Annotated in this window: 17 protein-coding genes and 5 tRNA genes; 19 read left to right on the top strand and 3 right to left on the bottom strand. The window is 56.7% G+C overall.

Annotated elements, in window-relative coordinates; genetic code table 11:
- Position 1: 1 nt before the first annotated feature.
- Positions 2-961, bottom strand: a complete 960-nt coding sequence (gene srlE, locus AC4OVU_RS16990; RefSeq protein ID WP_023304307.1) for a PTS glucitol/sorbitol transporter subunit IIB — start codon at positions 959-961, stop codon at positions 2-4.
- Entirely contained in the window at positions 958-1,521 is a 564-nt protein-coding gene (srlA, locus tag AC4OVU_RS16985; protein WP_015571673.1) for a PTS glucitol/sorbitol transporter subunit IIC, read from the bottom strand. The genes srlE and srlA overlap by 4 nt, the downstream gene beginning before the upstream one ends.
- A 251-nt stretch (positions 1,522-1,772) precedes the next feature.
- On the opposite strand from srlA, the gene mltB reads away from it, so the two are divergent.
- From mltB to AC4OVU_RS16890, 19 genes are all read left to right on the top strand, one after another.
- Positions 1,773-2,873 carry a lytic murein transglycosylase B gene (gene mltB, locus AC4OVU_RS16980; protein WP_015571672.1) on the top strand — a complete coding sequence of 367 codons (1,101 nt, stop codon included), beginning with the start codon at positions 1,773-1,775 and terminating at the stop codon, positions 2,871-2,873.
- Between the two features lie 290 nt (positions 2,874-3,163).
- On the top strand, positions 3,164-3,817 hold the full coding sequence (locus AC4OVU_RS16975; protein WP_017382783.1) for a metal ABC transporter ATP-binding protein: 654 nt from the start codon (positions 3,164-3,166) through the stop codon (positions 3,815-3,817).
- Positions 3,814-4,674, top strand: coding sequence for a metal ABC transporter permease (locus AC4OVU_RS16970; RefSeq protein ID WP_015571669.1), 861 nt, complete (start codon positions 3,814-3,816; stop codon positions 4,672-4,674). Before AC4OVU_RS16975 ends, AC4OVU_RS16970 begins: the two co-directional genes overlap by 4 nt.
- A gap of 14 nt (positions 4,675-4,688) precedes the next feature.
- A complete protein-coding gene (locus AC4OVU_RS16965; protein WP_045338370.1) occupies positions 4,689-5,567 on the top strand; it encodes a metal ABC transporter substrate-binding protein in 879 nt (292 codons plus the stop codon).
- Positions 5,568-5,696: 129 nt separating this feature from the next.
- Positions 5,697-6,194, top strand: a complete 498-nt coding sequence (gene pncC, locus AC4OVU_RS16960) for a nicotinamide-nucleotide amidase (RefSeq protein WP_003862172.1) — start codon at positions 5,697-5,699, stop codon at positions 6,192-6,194.
- An 89-nt stretch (positions 6,195-6,283) separates the two neighbouring features.
- On the top strand, positions 6,284-7,342 hold the full coding sequence (gene recA / locus AC4OVU_RS16955) for a recombinase RecA (RefSeq protein WP_015571667.1): 1,059 nt from the start codon (positions 6,284-6,286) through the stop codon (positions 7,340-7,342).
- A 68-nt stretch (positions 7,343-7,410) separates the two neighbouring features.
- Complete coding sequence (gene recX / locus AC4OVU_RS16950; RefSeq protein ID WP_110293107.1) at positions 7,411-7,911, top strand: recombination regulator RecX; 501 nt, start codon at positions 7,411-7,413, stop codon at positions 7,909-7,911.
- Between the two features lie 131 nt (positions 7,912-8,042).
- Positions 8,043-10,670 carry an alanine--tRNA ligase gene (gene alaS, locus AC4OVU_RS16945; RefSeq protein WP_110293108.1) on the top strand — a complete coding sequence of 876 codons (2,628 nt, stop codon included), beginning with the start codon at positions 8,043-8,045 and terminating at the stop codon, positions 10,668-10,670.
- A 241-nt stretch (positions 10,671-10,911) separates the two neighbouring features.
- Positions 10,912-11,097, top strand: coding sequence for a carbon storage regulator CsrA (gene csrA / locus AC4OVU_RS16940; RefSeq protein WP_000906486.1), 186 nt, complete (start codon positions 10,912-10,914; stop codon positions 11,095-11,097).
- Between the two features lie 342 nt (positions 11,098-11,439).
- Positions 11,440-11,532: transfer RNA gene (locus AC4OVU_RS16935), tRNA-Ser, on the top strand.
- A 4-nt stretch (positions 11,533-11,536) separates the two neighbouring features.
- Positions 11,537-11,613 (top strand) — tRNA-Arg (locus tag AC4OVU_RS16930).
- Between the two features lie 64 nt (positions 11,614-11,677).
- A tRNA-Arg gene (locus tag AC4OVU_RS16925) sits at positions 11,678-11,754 on the top strand.
- 64 nt (positions 11,755-11,818) lie between these two features.
- Positions 11,819-11,895, top strand: a tRNA-Arg gene (locus tag AC4OVU_RS16920).
- Positions 11,896-11,959: 64 nt separating this feature from the next.
- Positions 11,960-12,036: transfer RNA gene (locus AC4OVU_RS16915), tRNA-Arg, on the top strand.
- 117 nt (positions 12,037-12,153) lie between these two features.
- Complete coding sequence (yqaB, locus tag AC4OVU_RS16910) at positions 12,154-12,720, top strand: fructose-1-phosphate/6-phosphogluconate phosphatase (RefSeq protein WP_015571665.1); 567 nt, start codon at positions 12,154-12,156, stop codon at positions 12,718-12,720.
- Positions 12,717-13,145, top strand: coding sequence for a YqaA family protein (locus AC4OVU_RS16905; RefSeq protein ID WP_017692791.1), 429 nt, complete (start codon positions 12,717-12,719; stop codon positions 13,143-13,145). Before yqaB ends, AC4OVU_RS16905 begins: the two co-directional genes overlap by 4 nt.
- Positions 13,146-13,228: 83 nt before the next feature.
- Complete coding sequence (gshA, locus tag AC4OVU_RS16900) at positions 13,229-14,773, top strand: glutamate--cysteine ligase (protein WP_023295314.1); 1,545 nt, start codon at positions 13,229-13,231, stop codon at positions 14,771-14,773.
- 152 nt (positions 14,774-14,925) lie between these two features.
- On the top strand, positions 14,926-15,441 hold the full coding sequence (luxS, locus tag AC4OVU_RS16895; protein ID WP_017382778.1) for an S-ribosylhomocysteine lyase: 516 nt from the start codon (positions 14,926-14,928) through the stop codon (positions 15,439-15,441).
- A 53-nt stretch (positions 15,442-15,494) separates the two neighbouring features.
- Complete coding sequence (locus AC4OVU_RS16890) at positions 15,495-16,259, top strand: AraC family transcriptional regulator (RefSeq protein WP_003862181.1); 765 nt, start codon at positions 15,495-15,497, stop codon at positions 16,257-16,259.
- On the opposite strand, the gene leuA is transcribed toward AC4OVU_RS16890, so the two are convergent.
- Positions 16,246-17,901, bottom strand: a complete 1,656-nt coding sequence (gene leuA / locus AC4OVU_RS16885; protein WP_110293089.1) for a 2-isopropylmalate synthase — start codon at positions 17,899-17,901, stop codon at positions 16,246-16,248. The genes AC4OVU_RS16890 and leuA overlap by 14 nt on opposite strands.
- Between the last annotated feature and the right edge of the window lie 13 nt (positions 17,902-17,914).

The following is a 17,914-nucleotide window of genomic DNA, read 5'->3' as shown; positions in this document are numbered from 1 at the left end:
CTTATTGATAAATAAAGCCGGAGACAAACCAGGCAATTAGCACCGTTGGCGCGCCCGTCAGGAAGCGGCTCACCAGCACGGAGGGGACGCCCACGCGCACGGTCTCCTGGCGCGCTTCCGCCAGCGACAGCCCGACGGGGATGAAGTCGCACGCCGCCTGAGCGTTAATGGCAAACAGGGCGGGCAGGGCGAGGTGCGGGGGAATATTCCCCAGACCAATCTGCACGCCAATCAGCACGCCGATGACCTGGGCAATCACCGCGCCCGGGCCAAGAAACGGCGACAGCAGCGGGAAGGAGCAGATCAGCGCCAGCGTCACCAGGCCGAGCGGGTGGCTGGCGAGCGGGGCGAGGCCGTGGGCAATCCAGTCGCCGAGGCCGGAGGCCATGATGATGCCGATCAGCGCCGAGACGAACGCCATAAACGGCAGAATGGTTTTCAGCACCGTGTCGATGGTGTCGCGCCCGGACTGAAACAGCACCGCCACGGCGGACCCCATCCCCATCCCGACCTTCGCCAGCAGGCCGTCGCTCTGCTCGGTGATTTTTTTGCTGGTGTCGTAGTCGCGCGGGGATGCTTTTTGCGGCGCGGGTGTGCCATTCACCAGCGTGATGTTGTCCTCCTTCACGCCCGAGACATAAATGTCCTCAAGGATGTACTGCGCCAGCGGGCCTGATTTGCCCGTGGAGTGAATATTCACCGTCGGAATGCGGCGCTTCGGGTAGATGCCGCAGCGCAGGGTGCCGCCGCAGTCGATTACCGCCACGCCGATTTCCGCTTCCGGCGGCTCGCCTTCCTTGAAGCCGTCGACCGCTTCCCAGCCGGTCAGCTCGCGCAGCCTGTCGACGATCGCCGGGCGCGTGCCCGCGGTGATGTAGACGATCTTTTTGCCTTCGGTGGCGTCGAACTCCAGCGGGCCGCCCCAGCCGCCCGTGCCTTTATCTATGCGGATCCGGTTCATACTGTGGCTCCCGAAAGCTGGACTTTCTCATCAAGCTGAATGCCCATTTTTTTCTCAAAAATGGCGGTAGTGAGGTCCGTTACCCAGCCGCGGAAGAAGTTGGTCACCAGGCCGACCAGCAGATAGCTCACCGCCAGCGGGCCGAGCGGCAGTCCCAGCGTAGTGAGACCGCTGGCAATCCCGAGGTAAACAAACAGCTCGCCGGGGTTAATGTGCGGGAACAGGCCGTTCATTGAATGGCAGCTGTAGGAGGCGGCGGCGTAATAACTCGGCTTGTACTTCTCTGGCATAAAGCGGCCGAGGCTTAAGGTCATCGGGTTGCAGAACACAAAGGTGCCGATGAAGGGCAGGATCAGGTAGCGGGACAGCGGATTGCCGGCACAGCGCTGGGCGAAGCGTTCAATACGCTGCTGGCCGATAAAGTTAATCAGGGCGTTCATGATCACCAGCAGGCTGATCAGCAGGGGCAGGATCCCGGTCACCATGCCGGTGAATACCTCGCCGCCTTTCTGAAACAGCCCGATGAACCACTCGGCGCCGTGGGTGATGGTTTCTATCATTCTTCTCTCCTGTAGGGCGTTTGTTTTTGTCTATCTGCGGCTAATAATAATCACTTTGAAAGGTTTTAAAGTGTTAATCAGATCTCACAATGAAAGAAAAATGTATTATTTTGAAAGTTTATTGGTGAGGTGAATAATTTTTGGTGGAAAAAAGCACGGATTTGCGTTGGGGAGGTGCGTACCGCTTCCTTGAGGAGTTGGGGATGCTTTACCATACTGGGTTCTTACCGAACTCGTTAAATGGATGCCACATGTTCAAGCGTCGTTATGCAGCGCTGTTGCCTGCGCTTATTCTCCTGTCCGCCTGTAGTAGCAAACCCAAGACCGAAGCCGCTCAGCCAACGGCGGGCGCGCCTTCCGGAGGATTCCTGCTGGAGCCGCAGCACAATATGATGCAGATGGGCGGCGACTTCGCGAATAACCCTGCGGCCGAACAGTTCATCGATAAAATGGTGAGCAAGCACGGTTTTGACCGCCAGCAGCTGCATGCCATTTTGTCTCAGGCGAAGCGTCTGGACTACGTGCTGCGCCTGATGGACAGGCAGGCGCCGACAGCCCAGGTGCCGACCGGGCCAAACGGCGCGTGGCTGCGCTATCGCAAACAGTTTATTACCCCGGACAACGTGCAGAATGGCGTGGTGTTCTGGAATCAGTATGAAGACGCCCTGAACCGTGCGTGGCAGGTCTATGGCGTGCCGCCGGAGATCATCGTCGGTATTATTGGGGTCGAGACCCGCTGGGGACGCATTATGGGTAAAACCCGCATCCTTGATGCGCTGGCGACGCTCTCCTTCAACTACCCGCGCCGCGCCGAGTATTTCTCTTCCGAGCTGGAAACCTTCCTGCTGATGGCGCGAGACGAACAGGACGATCCGCTAGATCTGAAAGGGTCGTTCGCCGGGGCAATGGGCTACGGCCAGTTTATGCCGTCCTCCTATAAGCAGTACGCGGTAGATTTTAACGGGGATGGTCACATCAACCTGTGGGATCCCGAAGACGCCATTGGCAGCGTGGCCAACTACTTCAAAGCGCATGGCTGGACGCCGGGCGGCCAGGTGGCGGTGCAGGCGAACGGCGAGGCGTTTGGTCTGGAAAACGGATTTAAAACCAAATACAGCGTGGCGCAGCTGGCAGCGGCAGGCTTAACGCCGTCGCAGCCGCTGGGCAATGTTGACCAGGTGAGCCTGCTGCGCCTGGATGTCGGAACCGGTTATCAGTACTGGTTCGGGCTGCCGAACTTCTACACCATTACCCGCTACAACCACAGCACGCACTATGCGATGGCGGTGTGGCAGCTGGGGCTGGCGGTGTCTCAGGCGCGTGTGCCGGCAGCGTCACCGTTTAGCCAGTAAGTTACCCTGACGGGTAGGCCGGGTAAGGCAACGCCGCCACCCGGCATGGCTGCCCGCACCCTGACCCTCTCCCACGGGAGAGGGAAGTTTGCAGAAACATTTCGCCACACTCCCATTTCACTCCCACCGTTTACATCTTAATCGTCTTTCATTATTGTTATGTTATAACATCATTATTGAATTGAGATTTCCATGTCCCTGTTTTCTCTCTCATCCCCAGTTCGGCTGCTGCTGGCGCTGGTGCTCATTCTGTTTCTCGGCCTGGCCGTGCGCTGGGCGGTGACGTTGCCATGATCGTGATGAACGACCTGGTGGCGGGTTACGATCGCCAGCCCGTTACGCGCGCGCTGTCCGGCGTGATTGAACGCGGGAGCATGACCGCTATCGTCGGGGCCAACGGCTGCGGCAAATCCACGCTGCTGAAAACGCTCGCCGGCTTTATTCCGCCCGTCAGCGGTACGTTTCGCTGGCAGGGGAGACGTCCGGTGGTGGGCTGGCTGGCGCAGCGTCACGCGCTGGAGGCGCAATTTCCTCTGACCGTGCAGGACGTGGTGAGTATGGGCTGCTGGCCAGCAATCTCACTGTTTGCCGGTTTTCGTCGGGATACCCGCATGCGCATTGCTGGCGCGCTGGAGCGCGTGGGGCTGGAGTCCATGGCGTTCTCTACCATAGATGAACTTTCCGGCGGCCAGTTTCAGCGCATGCTGTTTGCCCGCGTTTTGGTGCAGCAGGCGCCGCTGGTGATGCTGGATGAGCCTTTCACCGGCGTCGATGAAGCGACCTGCAACGTGCTGATGGATCTGATGCTGGAGATGTATATGCAGGGGCAGACCCTGCTGGCGGTACTGCACGACAGCGAACGCGTCTCGCGCCACTTCCCACAAACGCTGCGGCTGGACGCTGATACGCCGCACTGGAAAACCGAGCGGGTGAGGGTGGCATGATCTGGCATCTCTTCTTCCAGCCGTTTATTGAGTACGGCTTTATGCGGCGCGCGCTGGTGGTTTGCCTGGCGCTCTCCGTCAGCACCACTGCGCTGGGCGTATTTCTTCAACTGCGTCGGATGAGCCTGATGGGGGACGCCCTTTCTCACGCCATTTTGCCGGGTGTCGCGGTGGGCTATCTGCTCAGCGGGATGTCGCTGCTGGCAATGACTGTCGGCGGGTTTATTGCCGGGATCGCCGTTGCGCTGGTGGCCGGGCTGGTCAGCCGCCGCACGCCGCTTAAAGAGGATGCCAGCTTCGCGGGGTTTTACCTGGGCTCGCTGGCGCTGGGCGTCACGCTGGTGTCGCTGCGCGGTTCAAATGTCGATCTGCTTCATCTTCTGTTTGGCTCCATTCTCGCCGTGGATAGCGCGTCAGCCCTGTTCGTGACGGGCGTTTGCATGTTCACGCTCCTCACGCTGGCGATTTTTTATCGGGGGCTGGTCAGCGAAGCGTTTGATACCGCGTGGTTGCAGGTGAACGCGCGCTGGCTGCCCGGGATGTTACACGGTCTGTTTCTGGCGCTGCTGGTGCTCAACCTGGTAGCCGGTTTTCAGGTGCTCGGCACGCTGATGGCCGTCGGGCTGATGATGTTACCCGCCGTGGCGGCACGCTGCTGGGTGCGCACACTGCCAGGGTTACTTTTGATGGCGGGTATCAGCGGTATTTTTTGCGCGTGGCTGGGCTTAAGCCTTTCCTGGGCAGTGAGTCTGCCCGCCGGGCCCTCCATTGTGCTGACCGCCAGCGCATTGTTCTTTATTTCAGTTTTATTTGGCACGCGCAGCAGGCTGGCGGATAGCCTGCGGGCGCTTTTTTAACGCAAGGGGAAACGATGAAAAGTACAGGATTAGCCGTGGCGCTCGCGCTCGGCATGATGACGCACGGCGTAATGGCGAAAACGCTTAATGTGGTGACCAGCTTTTCCATCCTGGGAGACATCACGCAGCAGGTTGGCGGCGATCGTGTGAAGGTGACGACGCTGGTGGGGCCGGACGGTGATCCCCATACTTTCGAACCTTCGCCCAAAGACAGCGCGGCGCTGAGTAAAGCTGACGTGGTGGTGGTCAATGGGCTGGGGCTGGAGGGCTGGCTCGACCGTCTGGTGAAAGCCTCCGGATTCAAAGGCCAGCTGGTGGTTGCTTCGGACGGCGTGAAAACGCACACGCTGGAAGAGGACGGTAAAACCGTGACCGATCCGCACGCGTGGAACAGCGCGGCGAACGGCGCGCTGTATGCGCAAAATATTCTCTCAGGGCTGGTGAAGGCCGATCCTGAAGATACGGCGGCGCTTGAAGCTACCGGTAAACCCTATATTGCGCAGCTCTCTCAACTGGACGGTTGGGCTAAAAAGCGTTTCAGCGACATCCCACAGGCGAAGCGCAAAGTGCTGACCAGCCACGACGCCTTCGGCTATTTCAGCCGCGCCTACGGCGTGACGTTTATGGCGCCGCAGGGGCTGTCGTCTGAGAGTGAAGCCAGCGCGGCGCAGGTAGCGGAGATCATCAATCAGATTAAAGCTGACGGCGTGAAAACCTGGTTTATGGAAAACCAGCTTGACCCACGCCTGGTGAAGCAGATTGCGACCGCAACGGGCGCCCAGCCGGGTGGTGAACTTTACCCGGAAGCGCTGTCCGCGAAGGGCGGCGTGGCGGACACCTACGTCAAGGCGTTTCGCCACAATGTGGACACCCTCGCTAACAGCATGAAATAAGCGTCTCTCTGGCCGATGCGTCCGCATCGGCTTTTTTCTGAAGCCCCCTCGTAAAACCCGACGCGCATCCCCATATTTGATGAGAAAGTGCTATCTTGTGCTGCATGTTTTTCTAAGGCTGGAGCGAGAATGACTGACCATGAATTGATGCAGCTAAGCGAAGTGGTGGGGCTGGCGCTGAAACAGCGCGGCGCGACTCTCACGACCGCAGAATCCTGCACCGGCGGCTGGGTGGCGAAAGCAATTACCGATATTGCTGGCAGTTCCGCCTGGTTTGAACGCGGCTTTGTGACCTACAGTAACGAGGCGAAAGCGCAGATGATCGGCGTGCGTGAAGCCACGCTTGAGCAGCATGGCGCGGTCAGCGAGCCGGTGGTGATCGAGATGGCGATTGGCGCGCTGAAAGAGGCGCGCGCAGATTACGCTATCTCCATCAGCGGTATCGCGGGGCCGGACGGCGGCAGCGACGTGAAGCCTGTCGGCACCGTCTGGTTTGGCTTTGCCACCTCAAAAGGTGAAGGGATCACCCGCCGGGAATGCTTCAGCGGCGACCGCGAAAGCGTGCGTCGTCAGGCAACGGAATACGCGTTAAAAACGCTCTGGCAACAATTTCTACAAAATACTTGATACTGTATGACTATACAGTATAATTGCCTCAACAGAACAGAAGTCCATGGTGAAGCGCAGTTGCTTCTCCCGGCATGACAGGAGTAATAATGGCTATCGACGAAAACAAACAGAAAGCGTTGGCGGCAGCACTGGGCCAGATCGAAAAGCAATTCGGTAAAGGCTCCATCATGCGCCTGGGTGAAGACCGTTCCATGGATGTGGAAACTATCTCCACTGGTTCGCTTTCTCTTGATATCGCACTGGGCGCTGGCGGTTTGCCGATGGGCCGTATCGTAGAAATCTACGGTCCGGAATCCTCGGGTAAAACTACCCTGACGTTGCAGGTTGTTGCGGCGGCACAGCGCGAAGGTAAAACCTGTGCGTTTATCGATGCCGAGCACGCGCTGGACCCGGTCTATGCCCGTAAACTAGGCGTTGATATCGACAACCTGCTGTGCTCCCAGCCGGACACCGGCGAGCAGGCACTGGAAATTTGTGACGCGCTGGCGCGCTCAGGCGCGGTTGACGTGATCATCGTCGACTCCGTTGCGGCGCTGACGCCAAAAGCGGAAATTGAAGGTGAAATCGGTGACTCTCACATGGGCCTCGCGGCACGTATGATGAGCCAGGCGATGCGTAAGCTGGCGGGTAACCTGAAGCAGTCCAATACGCTGCTGATCTTCATCAACCAGATCCGTATGAAAATTGGTGTAATGTTCGGTAACCCGGAAACCACCACCGGCGGTAACGCTCTGAAATTCTACGCTTCTGTCCGTCTGGATATCCGCCGTATCGGTGCGGTGAAAGAGGGGGATAACGTAGTCGGTAGCGAAACCCGCGTGAAGGTTGTGAAGAACAAAATCGCAGCACCGTTCAAACAGGCTGAGTTCCAGATCCTCTACGGCGAAGGTATCAACTTCCTCGGCGAGCTGGTTGACCTGGGCGTGAAAGAGAAGCTGATTGAAAAAGCGGGCGCATGGTACAGCTACAACGGTGACAAGATTGGTCAGGGTAAAGCGAATGCTATCTCCTGGCTGAAAGAGAACCCGGCGGCGGCGAAAGAGATTGAGAAGAAGGTGCGTGAACTCCTGCTGAACAACCAGGACTCTAAACCTGATTTCGTGGTCGACGGCGCGGATGCTGAAGAAACCAACGAAGACTTTTAATCCTCTCGGATAAAAATGAAGGGCTGCTGATGCGGCCCTTTTTGCATTTCTGAATCGACAGGTTTTTTATGAGTGAACCGACATCACGCCGACCAGCCTACTCACGCTTGCTGGATCGGGCCGTGCGTATTCTTGCCGTGCGTGACCATAGCGAACAGGAGCTGCGGCGGAAACTGTCAGCGCCCGTCATGAGCAAAAACGGTCCGGAAGACATTGATGCCACCGCGGAAGATTATGACCGCGTGGTTGCCTGGTGCTACGAGCATCACTATCTGGATGACGGCCGTTTTGCCGCTCGCTTTCTTGCCAGCCGTGGTCGTAAAGGCTATGGGCCAGCGCGTATCCGCCAGGAGCTGAACCAGAAAGGGGTAGCCCGTGAATCGATTGAAAAAGCCATGCGCGAAAGTGAAATTGACTGGTGCGAACTGGCGCTTGAGCAGGCGGTACGAAAGTACGGTGAGCCGCTGCCGCGTGAATTTTCAGAAAAAGTTAAAATCCAGCGCTTTTTGCTCTACCGCGGCTTCCTGATGGAAGATATTCAGGATATCTGGCGTAATTTTACCGATTGAACGCATGCGGGATTTTACTTCCCACTAAAGAAAACTTATCTTATTCCCACTTTTTCCAGTAGCTGGTCCGTCCAACTGTTTACAGATACAGATCTGCTGCGACATTTCGTTAGCTTGATTTCAGGATAATTATGAGCAAGAGCACCGCTGAGATCCGTCAGGCGTTTCTCGATTTTTTCCATAGTAAGGGACACCAGGTTGTTGCCAGCAGCTCCCTGGTACCGAACAATGACCCGACTCTGCTGTTTACCAACGCCGGGATGAACCAGTTCAAGGATGTGTTCCTTGGTCTCGACAAGCGTAATTATTCCCGCGCCACAACCTCACAGCGTTGCGTGCGTGCGGGCGGTAAACACAACGATCTGGAAAACGTCGGTTACACCGCGCGCCACCACACCTTCTTCGAAATGCTGGGTAACTTCAGCTTCGGCGACTATTTCAAACACGACGCCATTCAATACGCGTGGGAACTGCTGACCGGTGAAAACTGGTTCAATCTGCCGAAAGAGCGTCTGTGGGTGACCGTGTATGAGACCGATGACGAAGCGTTCGACATCTGGGAAAAAGAAGTGGGTATCCCTCGCGAACGTATCATCCGTATCGGTGACAACAAAGGCGCGCCTTACGCGTCTGATAACTTCTGGCAGATGGGCGACACCGGCCCTTGCGGTCCGTGCACCGAGATCTTCTACGATCATGGCGACCACATCTGGGGTGGCCCTCCGGGAAGCGCGGAAGAAGATGGCGATCGCTACATTGAGATCTGGAACATCGTCTTCATGCAGTTCAACCGTCAGGCCGACGGCACCATGGAGCCGCTGCCAAAACCGTCCGTAGATACCGGTATGGGCCTTGAGCGTATCGCGGCCGTTCTGCAACACGTTAACTCCAACTATGAGATTGACCTGTTCAGCACCCTGATCAAAGCCGTTGCTGAGGTAACGGGCGCAACCGATCTGAGCAACAAATCACTGCGCGTTATCGCAGACCATATTCGTTCCTGTGCGTTCCTGATTGCTGACGGCGTTATCCCGTCGAATGAAAACCGTGGCTATGTGCTGCGTCGTATCATTCGTCGTGCGATCCGTCATGGCAACATGCTGGGCGCGAAGGACACCTTCTTCTATAAACTCGTTGGGCCACTGATTGGCGTGATGGGCTCTGCCGGTGACGAGCTGAAACGCCAGCAGGCGCAGGTTGAACAGGTTCTGAAAACCGAAGAAGAGCAGTTTGCCCGTACGCTGGAGCGCGGTCTGGCGCTGCTGGACGACGAGCTGGCGAAACTCAAGGGCGACACGCTGGATGGCGAAACCGCTTTCCGCCTGTACGACACCTACGGCTTCCCGGTTGACCTGACGGCGGACGTTTGCCGCGAGCGCAACATCAAAGTTGACGAAGCAGGCTTTGAAGCCGCAATGGAAGAGCAGCGTCGTCGTGCGCGTGAATCCAGCGGTTTTGGCGCGGACTACAACGCGATGATCCGCGTTGATAGCGCGTCTGAATTTAAAGGCTACGAAGAGCTGGCCCTGACCAGCAACGTGACCGCGCTGTTTGTTGACGGTAAAGCCGTAGACAGCATTAGCGCGGGTCAGGACGCGGTTGTTATCCTGGATAAAACGCCGTTCTATGCGGAATCGGGCGGTCAGGTTGGCGATAAAGGCGAACTGAAAGGCAATGGCTTCAGCTTCAACGTAAGCGATACCCAGAAATACGGTCAGGCGATTGGTCACCAGGGCAAACTGGTTTCCGGCTCTCTGAAAGTGGGCGAGGGCGTTCAGGCCAACGTTGACGAAGCTCGCCGCGCGCGCATTCGTCTGAACCACTCGGCAACCCACCTGATGCACGCAGCCCTGCGCGAAGTGCTGGGTACGCACGTTGCCCAGAAAGGTTCTCTGGTTAATGACAAAGTGCTGCGTTTCGACTTCTCGCATTTTGAAGCGATGAAGCCGTCTGAAATTCGTGCGGTGGAAGACCTGGTGAATGCCCAGATCCGCCGTAACCTGCCAATCGAAACCCACATCATGGATCTCGAGGCAGCGAAGAAGAAAGGTGCGATGGCGCTGTTTGGCGAGAAATATGACGACCGCGTTCGCGTGCTGAGCATGGGCGACTTCTCTACCGAACTGTGTGGTGGTACTCACGCATCCCGCACCGGTGACATCGGCTTGTTCCGCATCGTTTCCGAGTCGGGGACGGCGGCAGGCGTGCGTCGTATTGAGGCGGTGACCGGGGAAGGCGCAATTGCCAGCCTGCATGCGCAGAGCGATCAGCTGCACGAGATCGCGCAGCTGCTGAAAGGCGATAGCCAGAACCTGGGCGAAAAAGTGCGTGTCGCGCTGGATCGTACCCGTCAGCTGGAAAAAGAACTCCAGCAGCTGAAAGAACAGGCTGCGGCGCAGGAGAGCGCAAACCTCTCCAGCAAAGCGGTAGACATTAAGGGCGTCAAACTGCTGGTCAGCGATCTGGCGGGCGTTGAGCCTAAGATGCTGCGTACCATGGTCGACGATCTGAAGAACCAGCTTGGTTCGACGGTTATCGTGCTGGCAACGGTCGCAGAGGGTAAGGTTTCTCTGATTGCGGGCGTCTCTAAGGATGTGACGGATCGTGTCAAAGCAGGGGAACTGATTGGCATGGTCGCCCAGCAGGTGGGTGGCAAAGGTGGCGGTCGTCCGGACATGGCGCAAGCCGGTGGTACGGATGCGGCGGCACTTCCCGCGGCATTAGCCAGCGTTGAAAGCTGGGTAAGCGCGAAACTGTAATAACTACAAAGCACAAGCAGACGCCATAGCGGTAACGTTATGGCGTCTTGCTCACTGCGCTATCGATAACGATAAAGTCAGGTTGAGTTTGTGTATATCGGCTAAACTTACGTTTAACAGAATGTGATGCCGTGACTGCTTACACTTTACGTGTTTGTCATCGCTTACTTTTTGGCGTTATATGATGGATAATGCCGGGATACAAGAGACCCGACTCTTTTAATCTTTCAAGGAGCAAAGAATGCTGATTCTGACTCGTCGAGTTGGTGAGACCCTCATGATTGGGGATGAGGTCACCGTGACAGTTTTAGGGGTAAAGGGTAACCAGGTACGTATTGGTGTTAACGCTCCTAAAGAAGTATCTGTCCACCGTGAAGAGATCTACCAGCGTATCCAGGCTGAAAAATCCCAGCAGTCCAGTTACTGATATTGTCGCGTCTCGCTGTCGGGCGAGACGCAACCCTCCTGCTATTTTTGCTGCATAAAGTTACCGTTCTATTTCAAACGCTTCGTTTTTGACCACTCTCATAATCTTATCTCATCCAAAAGACGCGCTTCTCTCAACACAATTCTGTGAAGATGCCTGCAAAATCCGCTTATAAAACACTTTCTTTGCGGCTTTTACATGCGAATTGGGTGCGAATTGTGCAAACGAAAAAAGCATGTGGAAAATTGTTTGACTTATAAGTCCCAGAAAGTAATATATGCGCCACGCAGCGACGAGAAGCTCTTAACGAGTTGCTCGAAGCACTCGAAAGAGGCGTTGTGTGGTGAGGTGGCCGAGAGGCTGAAGGCGCTCCCCTGCTAAGGGAGTATGCGGTCAAAAGCTGCATCCGGGGTTCGAATCCCCGCCTCACCGCCATTTTGCATCCGTAGCTCAGCTGGATAGAGTACTCGGCTACGAACCGAGCGGTCGGAGGTTCGAATCCTCCCGGATGCACCATCTATTACTTCATATTGCTTTCGAGGTGATATGAATATCGAGCAGTACAGTAGTAAATCCCGATGCATCCGTAGCTCAGCTGGATAGAGTACTCGGCTACGAACCGAGCGGTCGGAGGTTCGAATCCTCCCGGATGCACCATTTTTTACTTCATATTGCTTTTGAAGTGATATGAGTATCGAGAAGTACAGCAGTAAATCCCGATGCATCCGTAGCTCAGCTGGATAGAGTACTCGGCTACGAACCGAGCGGTCGGAGGTTCGAATCCTCCCGGATGCACCATTTTTTAATTCATATTGCTTTTGAAGTGATATGAGTATCGAGAAGTACAGCAGTAAATCCCGATGCATCCGTAGCTCAGCTGGATAGAGTACTCGGCTACGAACCGAGCGGTCGGAGGTTCGAATCCTCCCGGATGCACCATATTCTCCCCCTTTGTTTATTCCTTCGACGTTTCGTCAGCAATCACTCTCTCTGTCAGCGACAAAAATCCCCTTTTACGATAAAGTAATGCTTTGTTAATCGTTTAGCGAGAGCACGATGTACGCACAGTATGACGGTTTGATCTTCGACATGGACGGCACCCTCCTGGATACCGAACCCACGCATCGTCAGGCCTGGACCGAAGTCCTGGGCCGTTACGGTATGCGTTTCGATTTACAGGCGATGATTGCCCTCAATGGATCGCCCACCTGGCGTATCGCACAGGCCGTGATTGAGCTGAATCAGGCCGATCTCGACCCGCATCAGCTCGCGCGTGAAAAAACCGACGCGGTAAAAGCCATACTGTTAGACACCGTGCAGCCTTTACCACTCATTGACGTCGTCAAGGAGTGGCACGGGCGTCGTCCTATGTCTGTCGGTACGGGCAGCGAGAGCGCGATTGCTGAAGCGCTACTCAACCACCTTGGCCTGCGCCACTATTTTTCTGCCGTCGTTGCCGCCGATCATGTTAAACATCACAAACCCGCACCGGATACCTTCCTGCTCTGTGCAGAATTAATGGGTGTTCCACCTGCAAAATGCGTGGTGTTTGAAGATGCTGATTTTGGCATTCAGGCCGCGCGTGATGCCGGAATGGCGGCGGTGGACGTTCGCTTACTGTGAGTGACGCGCTGTCACTCGCTTCATTATTCGCCAGCAGTTTTTTAAGCTCCACCCTCTTACCGGGGAATTCGGAAGTGGTGCTGGTGGCGATGCTGTTGTCCGGCGTAAGTCAGCCCTGGTTGCTGGTCTTAATAGCAACAATGGGTAATAGCCTTGGAGGGCTGACTAACGTTATTCTTGGACGTTTCTTTCCGCTACGCGAAAAATCTCGCTGGCAGGAAAAGGCAGTCGGCTGGCTAAAACGCTATGGCGCTGCCACGCTGTTATTAAGCTGGATGCCTGTAATAGGCGATTTACTGTGTCTGCTGGCGGGATGGATGCGCATCTCCTGGGGACCGGTGCTCTTTTTTTTGTGCCTTGGCAAGGCGTTACGCTATGTTTTACTGGCATGGGTAACACTACAGGGTATGACGTGGTGGCACTAATTGGTGGAATGAATTCGCGACCTTCAATCGTCAACCATTACAATTATGCTGAGTGACAATTTTTTGACAGGCGGGAGGTCAAATTGATCCCGGACGTATCACAGGCGCTGGCCTGGCTGGAAAATCACCCTCAGGCACTGAAGGGTATTCAGCGTGGGCTTGAGCGCGAAACGCTGCGCGTAAATGCGGATGGTAGCTTAGCGACTACGGGACACCCGAAGGCGTTAGGCTCGGCGCTGACACATAAATGGATCACAACCGATTTCGCCGAAGCGCTGCTGGAGTTCATCACGCCAGTAGACGGTGATATTGATCATATGCTGACGATCATGCGCGACGTGCATCGCTTCACCGCCCGCAACCTCGGCGACGAGCGTATGTGGCCGCTCAGCATGCCGTGCTATATCGAGCAGGGGCAGGATATCGAGCTGGCGCAGTACGGCACCTCGAATATTGGTCGGCTGAAAACGCTGTATCGCGAAGGACTGAAAAATCGCTACGGCGCACTGATGCAGACGATCTCTGGCGTGCACTACAATTTCTCTCTGCCGATGGCGTTCTGGCAGGCGAAGTGCGGTGAAACGGATAAAGAAGCGATCTCCGCGGGCTATTTCCGCCTGATCCGCAACTACTACCGTTTTGGCTGGGTTATTCCGTATCTGTTCGGCGCTTCACCGGCCGTCTGTTCTTCGTTCCTGCAAGGGAAACCGACCACGCTGCCGTTCGAGAAGACCGAATGTGGCATGTATTACCTGCCGTATGCGACCTCCCTGCGCCTGAGCGACCTTGGCTATACCAATAAATCGCAAAGTAATCTCGGAATTACGTTTAACGATCTGCACGAATATGTGGCAGGCTTGAAGCGGGCGATAAAAACCCCGTCGGAAGAGTACGAAAAAATCGGCCTCGAAAAAGACGGTAAGCGCCTGCAAATTAACACCAACGTGTTGCAGATTGAAAATGAACTGTATGCGCCGATTCGTCCGAAGCGCGTGACGCGCAGCGGTGAAACGCCGTCGGATGCGCTACAGCGCGGCGGGATCGAATACATTGAAGTGCGCTCGCTGGATATCAACCCGTTCTCACCGATTGGCGTTGACGAGCAGCAGGTTCGCTTCCTTGACCTGTTTATGGTCTGGTGCGTACTGGCGGATGCGCCGGAAATGAGTTCCGACGAACTGCTGTGTACCCGTGCCAACTGGAATCGCGTGATTCTGGAAGGGCGCAAGCCGGGTCTGACGTTAGGTATTGGCTGTGAAACGGCTCAGTTCCCACTGTCTAAGGTAGGGAAGGATCTGTTCCATGACCTGAAGCGTGTAGCCCAGACGCTGGACAGCGTGTACGGCGGCGAAGCTTACCAGAAGGTCTGCGACGAACTGGTTGAAAGCTTTGATAACCCGGAACTGACATTCTCAGCACGTATTCTGCGTTCTATGATTGAGCAGGGAATTGGTGGCACAGGGCGTTCACTCTCAGCGGAGTACCGTGAGATGCTGATGCAGGAGCCGTTAGAGATCCTGAGCGAAGCGGATTTTGTGACAGAGCGTGATGCGTCCGTTGTGCGTCAGAAAGAGGTCGAAGCGGCGGATACGGAGTCGTTTGAGGCGTTTCTGGCGAAGCAGGCCTGAACCAAAAAGAAAAAGGCCACATCGCTGTGGCCAAAATATACATCTCTGAATTCAGGGATGATGATAACAAATGCGCGTCTTTCATATACTCAGACGCGCATTCTGTAGAAGAGTTCAGTTTATTTTAAAAAAATCACTATCGGAGGTGACGTATGCCGTTATTAGATAGCTTTACTGTCGACCATACCCGTATGGAAGCACCCGCAGTCCGCGTGGCGAAGACCATGAACACCCCGCACGGCGACACGATCACCGTTTTCGACCTGCGCTTCTGCGTGCCCAATAAAGAAGTGATGCCAGAGAAAGGCATTCACACGCTGGAACACCTGTTCGCCGGATTCATGCGCGACCACCTGAACGGCAACGGCGTGGAGATCATCGATATCTCTCCGATGGGCTGCCGCACAGGTTTCTACATGAGCCTGATTGGTCAGCCTGATGAGAAACGCGTCGCGGATGCGTGGAAAGCGGCGATGGAAGACGTGCTGAAGGTGAAAGAGCAGAACCAGATCCCTGAGCTGAACGTTTACCAGTGCGGCACTTACCAGATGCACTCTCTGGAAGAAGCTCAGGAGATTGCCCGTCATATCATCGAACGTGATGTTCGTGTAAACAGCAATGACGAGCTGGCCCTGCCAAAAGAAAAACTTCAGGAACTGCACATTTAGTATCGTGCCTGTGGATGCCCGGTGGCGCTTCGCTGACCGGGCCTACAATCCTGATGACGACAACCACCACCTTCTCCTTTACCCATCGCCCGCTTGTGCCGTTTTCGCATGATTATGCTCATGGCGACAGCGAGCCGTGGCATCAGCACGACTGCGCGCAGCTCCTGCACAGCCTCACCGGCGTCGTGCGGGTCGATACCGCATCCGGCTGCTGGGTGGTGCCGCCCGGTCGCGGCGTCTGGCTACCTGCGGGTACGCAGCACGCCTTGCGCATCACCGGCAACGTTGCTGCCCGCACGCTGTTTATCGACCCGCTGGCGCGCGCCGATCTCCCGGCGACCTGCCAGATCGTGCAGATCTCGCCCCTGCTGCGCGAGCTGATCCTGACCTCCCTTACGCTTCCTGAATCTTACGCACCCGGAAGCCGCGATGAACGTGTTTATGAGCTGATCCTCGATGAAATTCGCCTCATGCCGGTACTGCCGTTTCACCTGCCCGAGCCGGAAAGCGAAGCGCTGCGCCACCTCTGCCAGCAGATTCGAATGGCCCCGGGAGAAAGCTGGAGCAGCGCTCAGGCCGCAGGTATTGTGGGGATGAGCGAACGCACGCTGAACCGCCATTTTCAGCAGCAGACAGGCCTGAGCTACGGCGAGTGGGTGAGAAGGGCGCGACTGCTGGAAGCCTTAGTGCGGCTGGCACAGGGCCAGCCGGTATTACGCGTGGCGCTGGATCTGGGGTATGGCAGCCACAGCGCCTTTACGGCAATGTTTCGCCGGGTAATGGGTCTCTCACCCAGCGATTACTTCAGGAACGACTGACCGCGTTAAAAAGCGCCTGAATCGACGCGCGTGCCACGTCGCTGTCGATGCCCACGCCCCAGCGGCTGGTCCCATCCTGGAACAGGCAGCGGATATAGGCCACCGAGCGGCTGTCGCTGCGTTCGCCTAACGTATGTTCGTGATAATCCTTGATCACAAACGGTGCGTTGATCCAGCGGCTTAAGCCGTGAGCGGCGGCGGAGAGCAAACCGTTTCCCTGGCCTTCCAGCTGGCGGGTGCCCCCTTGCGTGGCGACGCTTGCCGTCAGCCGCAGCTGGCCGTCCTGCTGGCTGTCGCTGCGGTACGATTGCAGCGCTAATGGCGGGCTCGCCACCAGGCCGTAGCGGGCGCGGAACAGCTGCCAGAGCGCATTCTGCGTCATCTCTTTTCCATGGTTATCCGTTTCCTGCTGCACGTGCTGGCTAAAATCCTGTTGCAGGGTGCGAGGCAATTTCAGGCCGTGGTTTTGCTCAATAAGCCAGGCGCTTCCGCTTTTTCCTGACTGGCTGTTCACGCGGATCACCGCTTCATAGGTACAGCCAATATCCTGCGGGTCGACGGGCAGATAGGGCATCTCCCAGCGTTCGCCAGGCTTACGGGCATCGAAACCTTTCTTGATGGCATCCTGGTGCGAGCCGGAGAAGGCGGTGTAGGCCAGACGACCGGCCCACGGATGGCGCGGATGGACGGGTAGCTGGTTGCAGGTCTCAACCGTTTCAACCACCCGATTCATATCGCTGAAATCCAGGTTCGGGCTAATGCCCTGGCTGTAGAGGTTCATCGCCAGCGTCACCAGGCAGACGTTGCCCGTGCGCTCACCGTTACCAAACAGGCAGCCCTCCACGCGGTCAGCCCCGGCCATAACGGCCAGCTCCGCGCTGGCGACGCCCGTTCCGCGATCGTTATGCGGATGTACGCTGATACAGACGTCACTGCGGCGGCTGAAGTGGCGGCAGAAATACTCGATCTGGTCGGCATAGACGTTCGGCGTGCTCACCTCGACGGTCGCGGGCAGGTTGACGATCATCGGACGCGCCGCGCACGGCTGCCAGATCTCCGCCACGGCTTCACAAATCTCCAGCGCAAACTCCGGTTCGGTAAAGCAGAAGGTTTCCGGGGAGTACTCGTACTGCCAGCAGGTGTCAGGGTTCTCTTCACACAGCTGACGAATCAGGCGCGTCGCGCGCGTCGCCAGCTCGACGATTTGCGCTTTTTCCATGCCGAATACCAGACGGCGGAACAGCGGGGCGGTGGCGTTATACAGGTGAACGGTGGCCTGCTTCGCGCCGCGCAGGGAGTCGAAAGTGCGACGGATAAGATCGTCCCGCGCCTGCGTTAACACCTGAATGGTGACGTCATCCGGGATGCGGTTCTCCTCAATCAGCTGACGCACAAAATTGAAGTCCGTCTGCGAGGCGGACGGGAAGGCGACTTCGATTTCTTTAAACCCGCAGCTCAGCAGCAGATCCCAGAATTGCAGCTTGCGCGCGCTGTCCATCGGCTCGGCCAGCGCCTGGTTACCGTCGCGTAAGTCGGTCGAGAGCCAGCGCGGGGCGCGGGTGATAATCTGCTCCGGCCAGCGGCGGTCGGGCAACGAAAGGGTGGGGTAAGGCTGGTATTTTTCGGCGGGTGTGTTCAGCATGGTGCGCTCCTGT

The organism is Enterobacter sp. 6722112, from assembly GCF_058661685.1.
The sequence above is the reverse complement of the archived record's forward strand: the minus strand, read 5'-3'. Positions and strand labels throughout refer to the sequence as shown.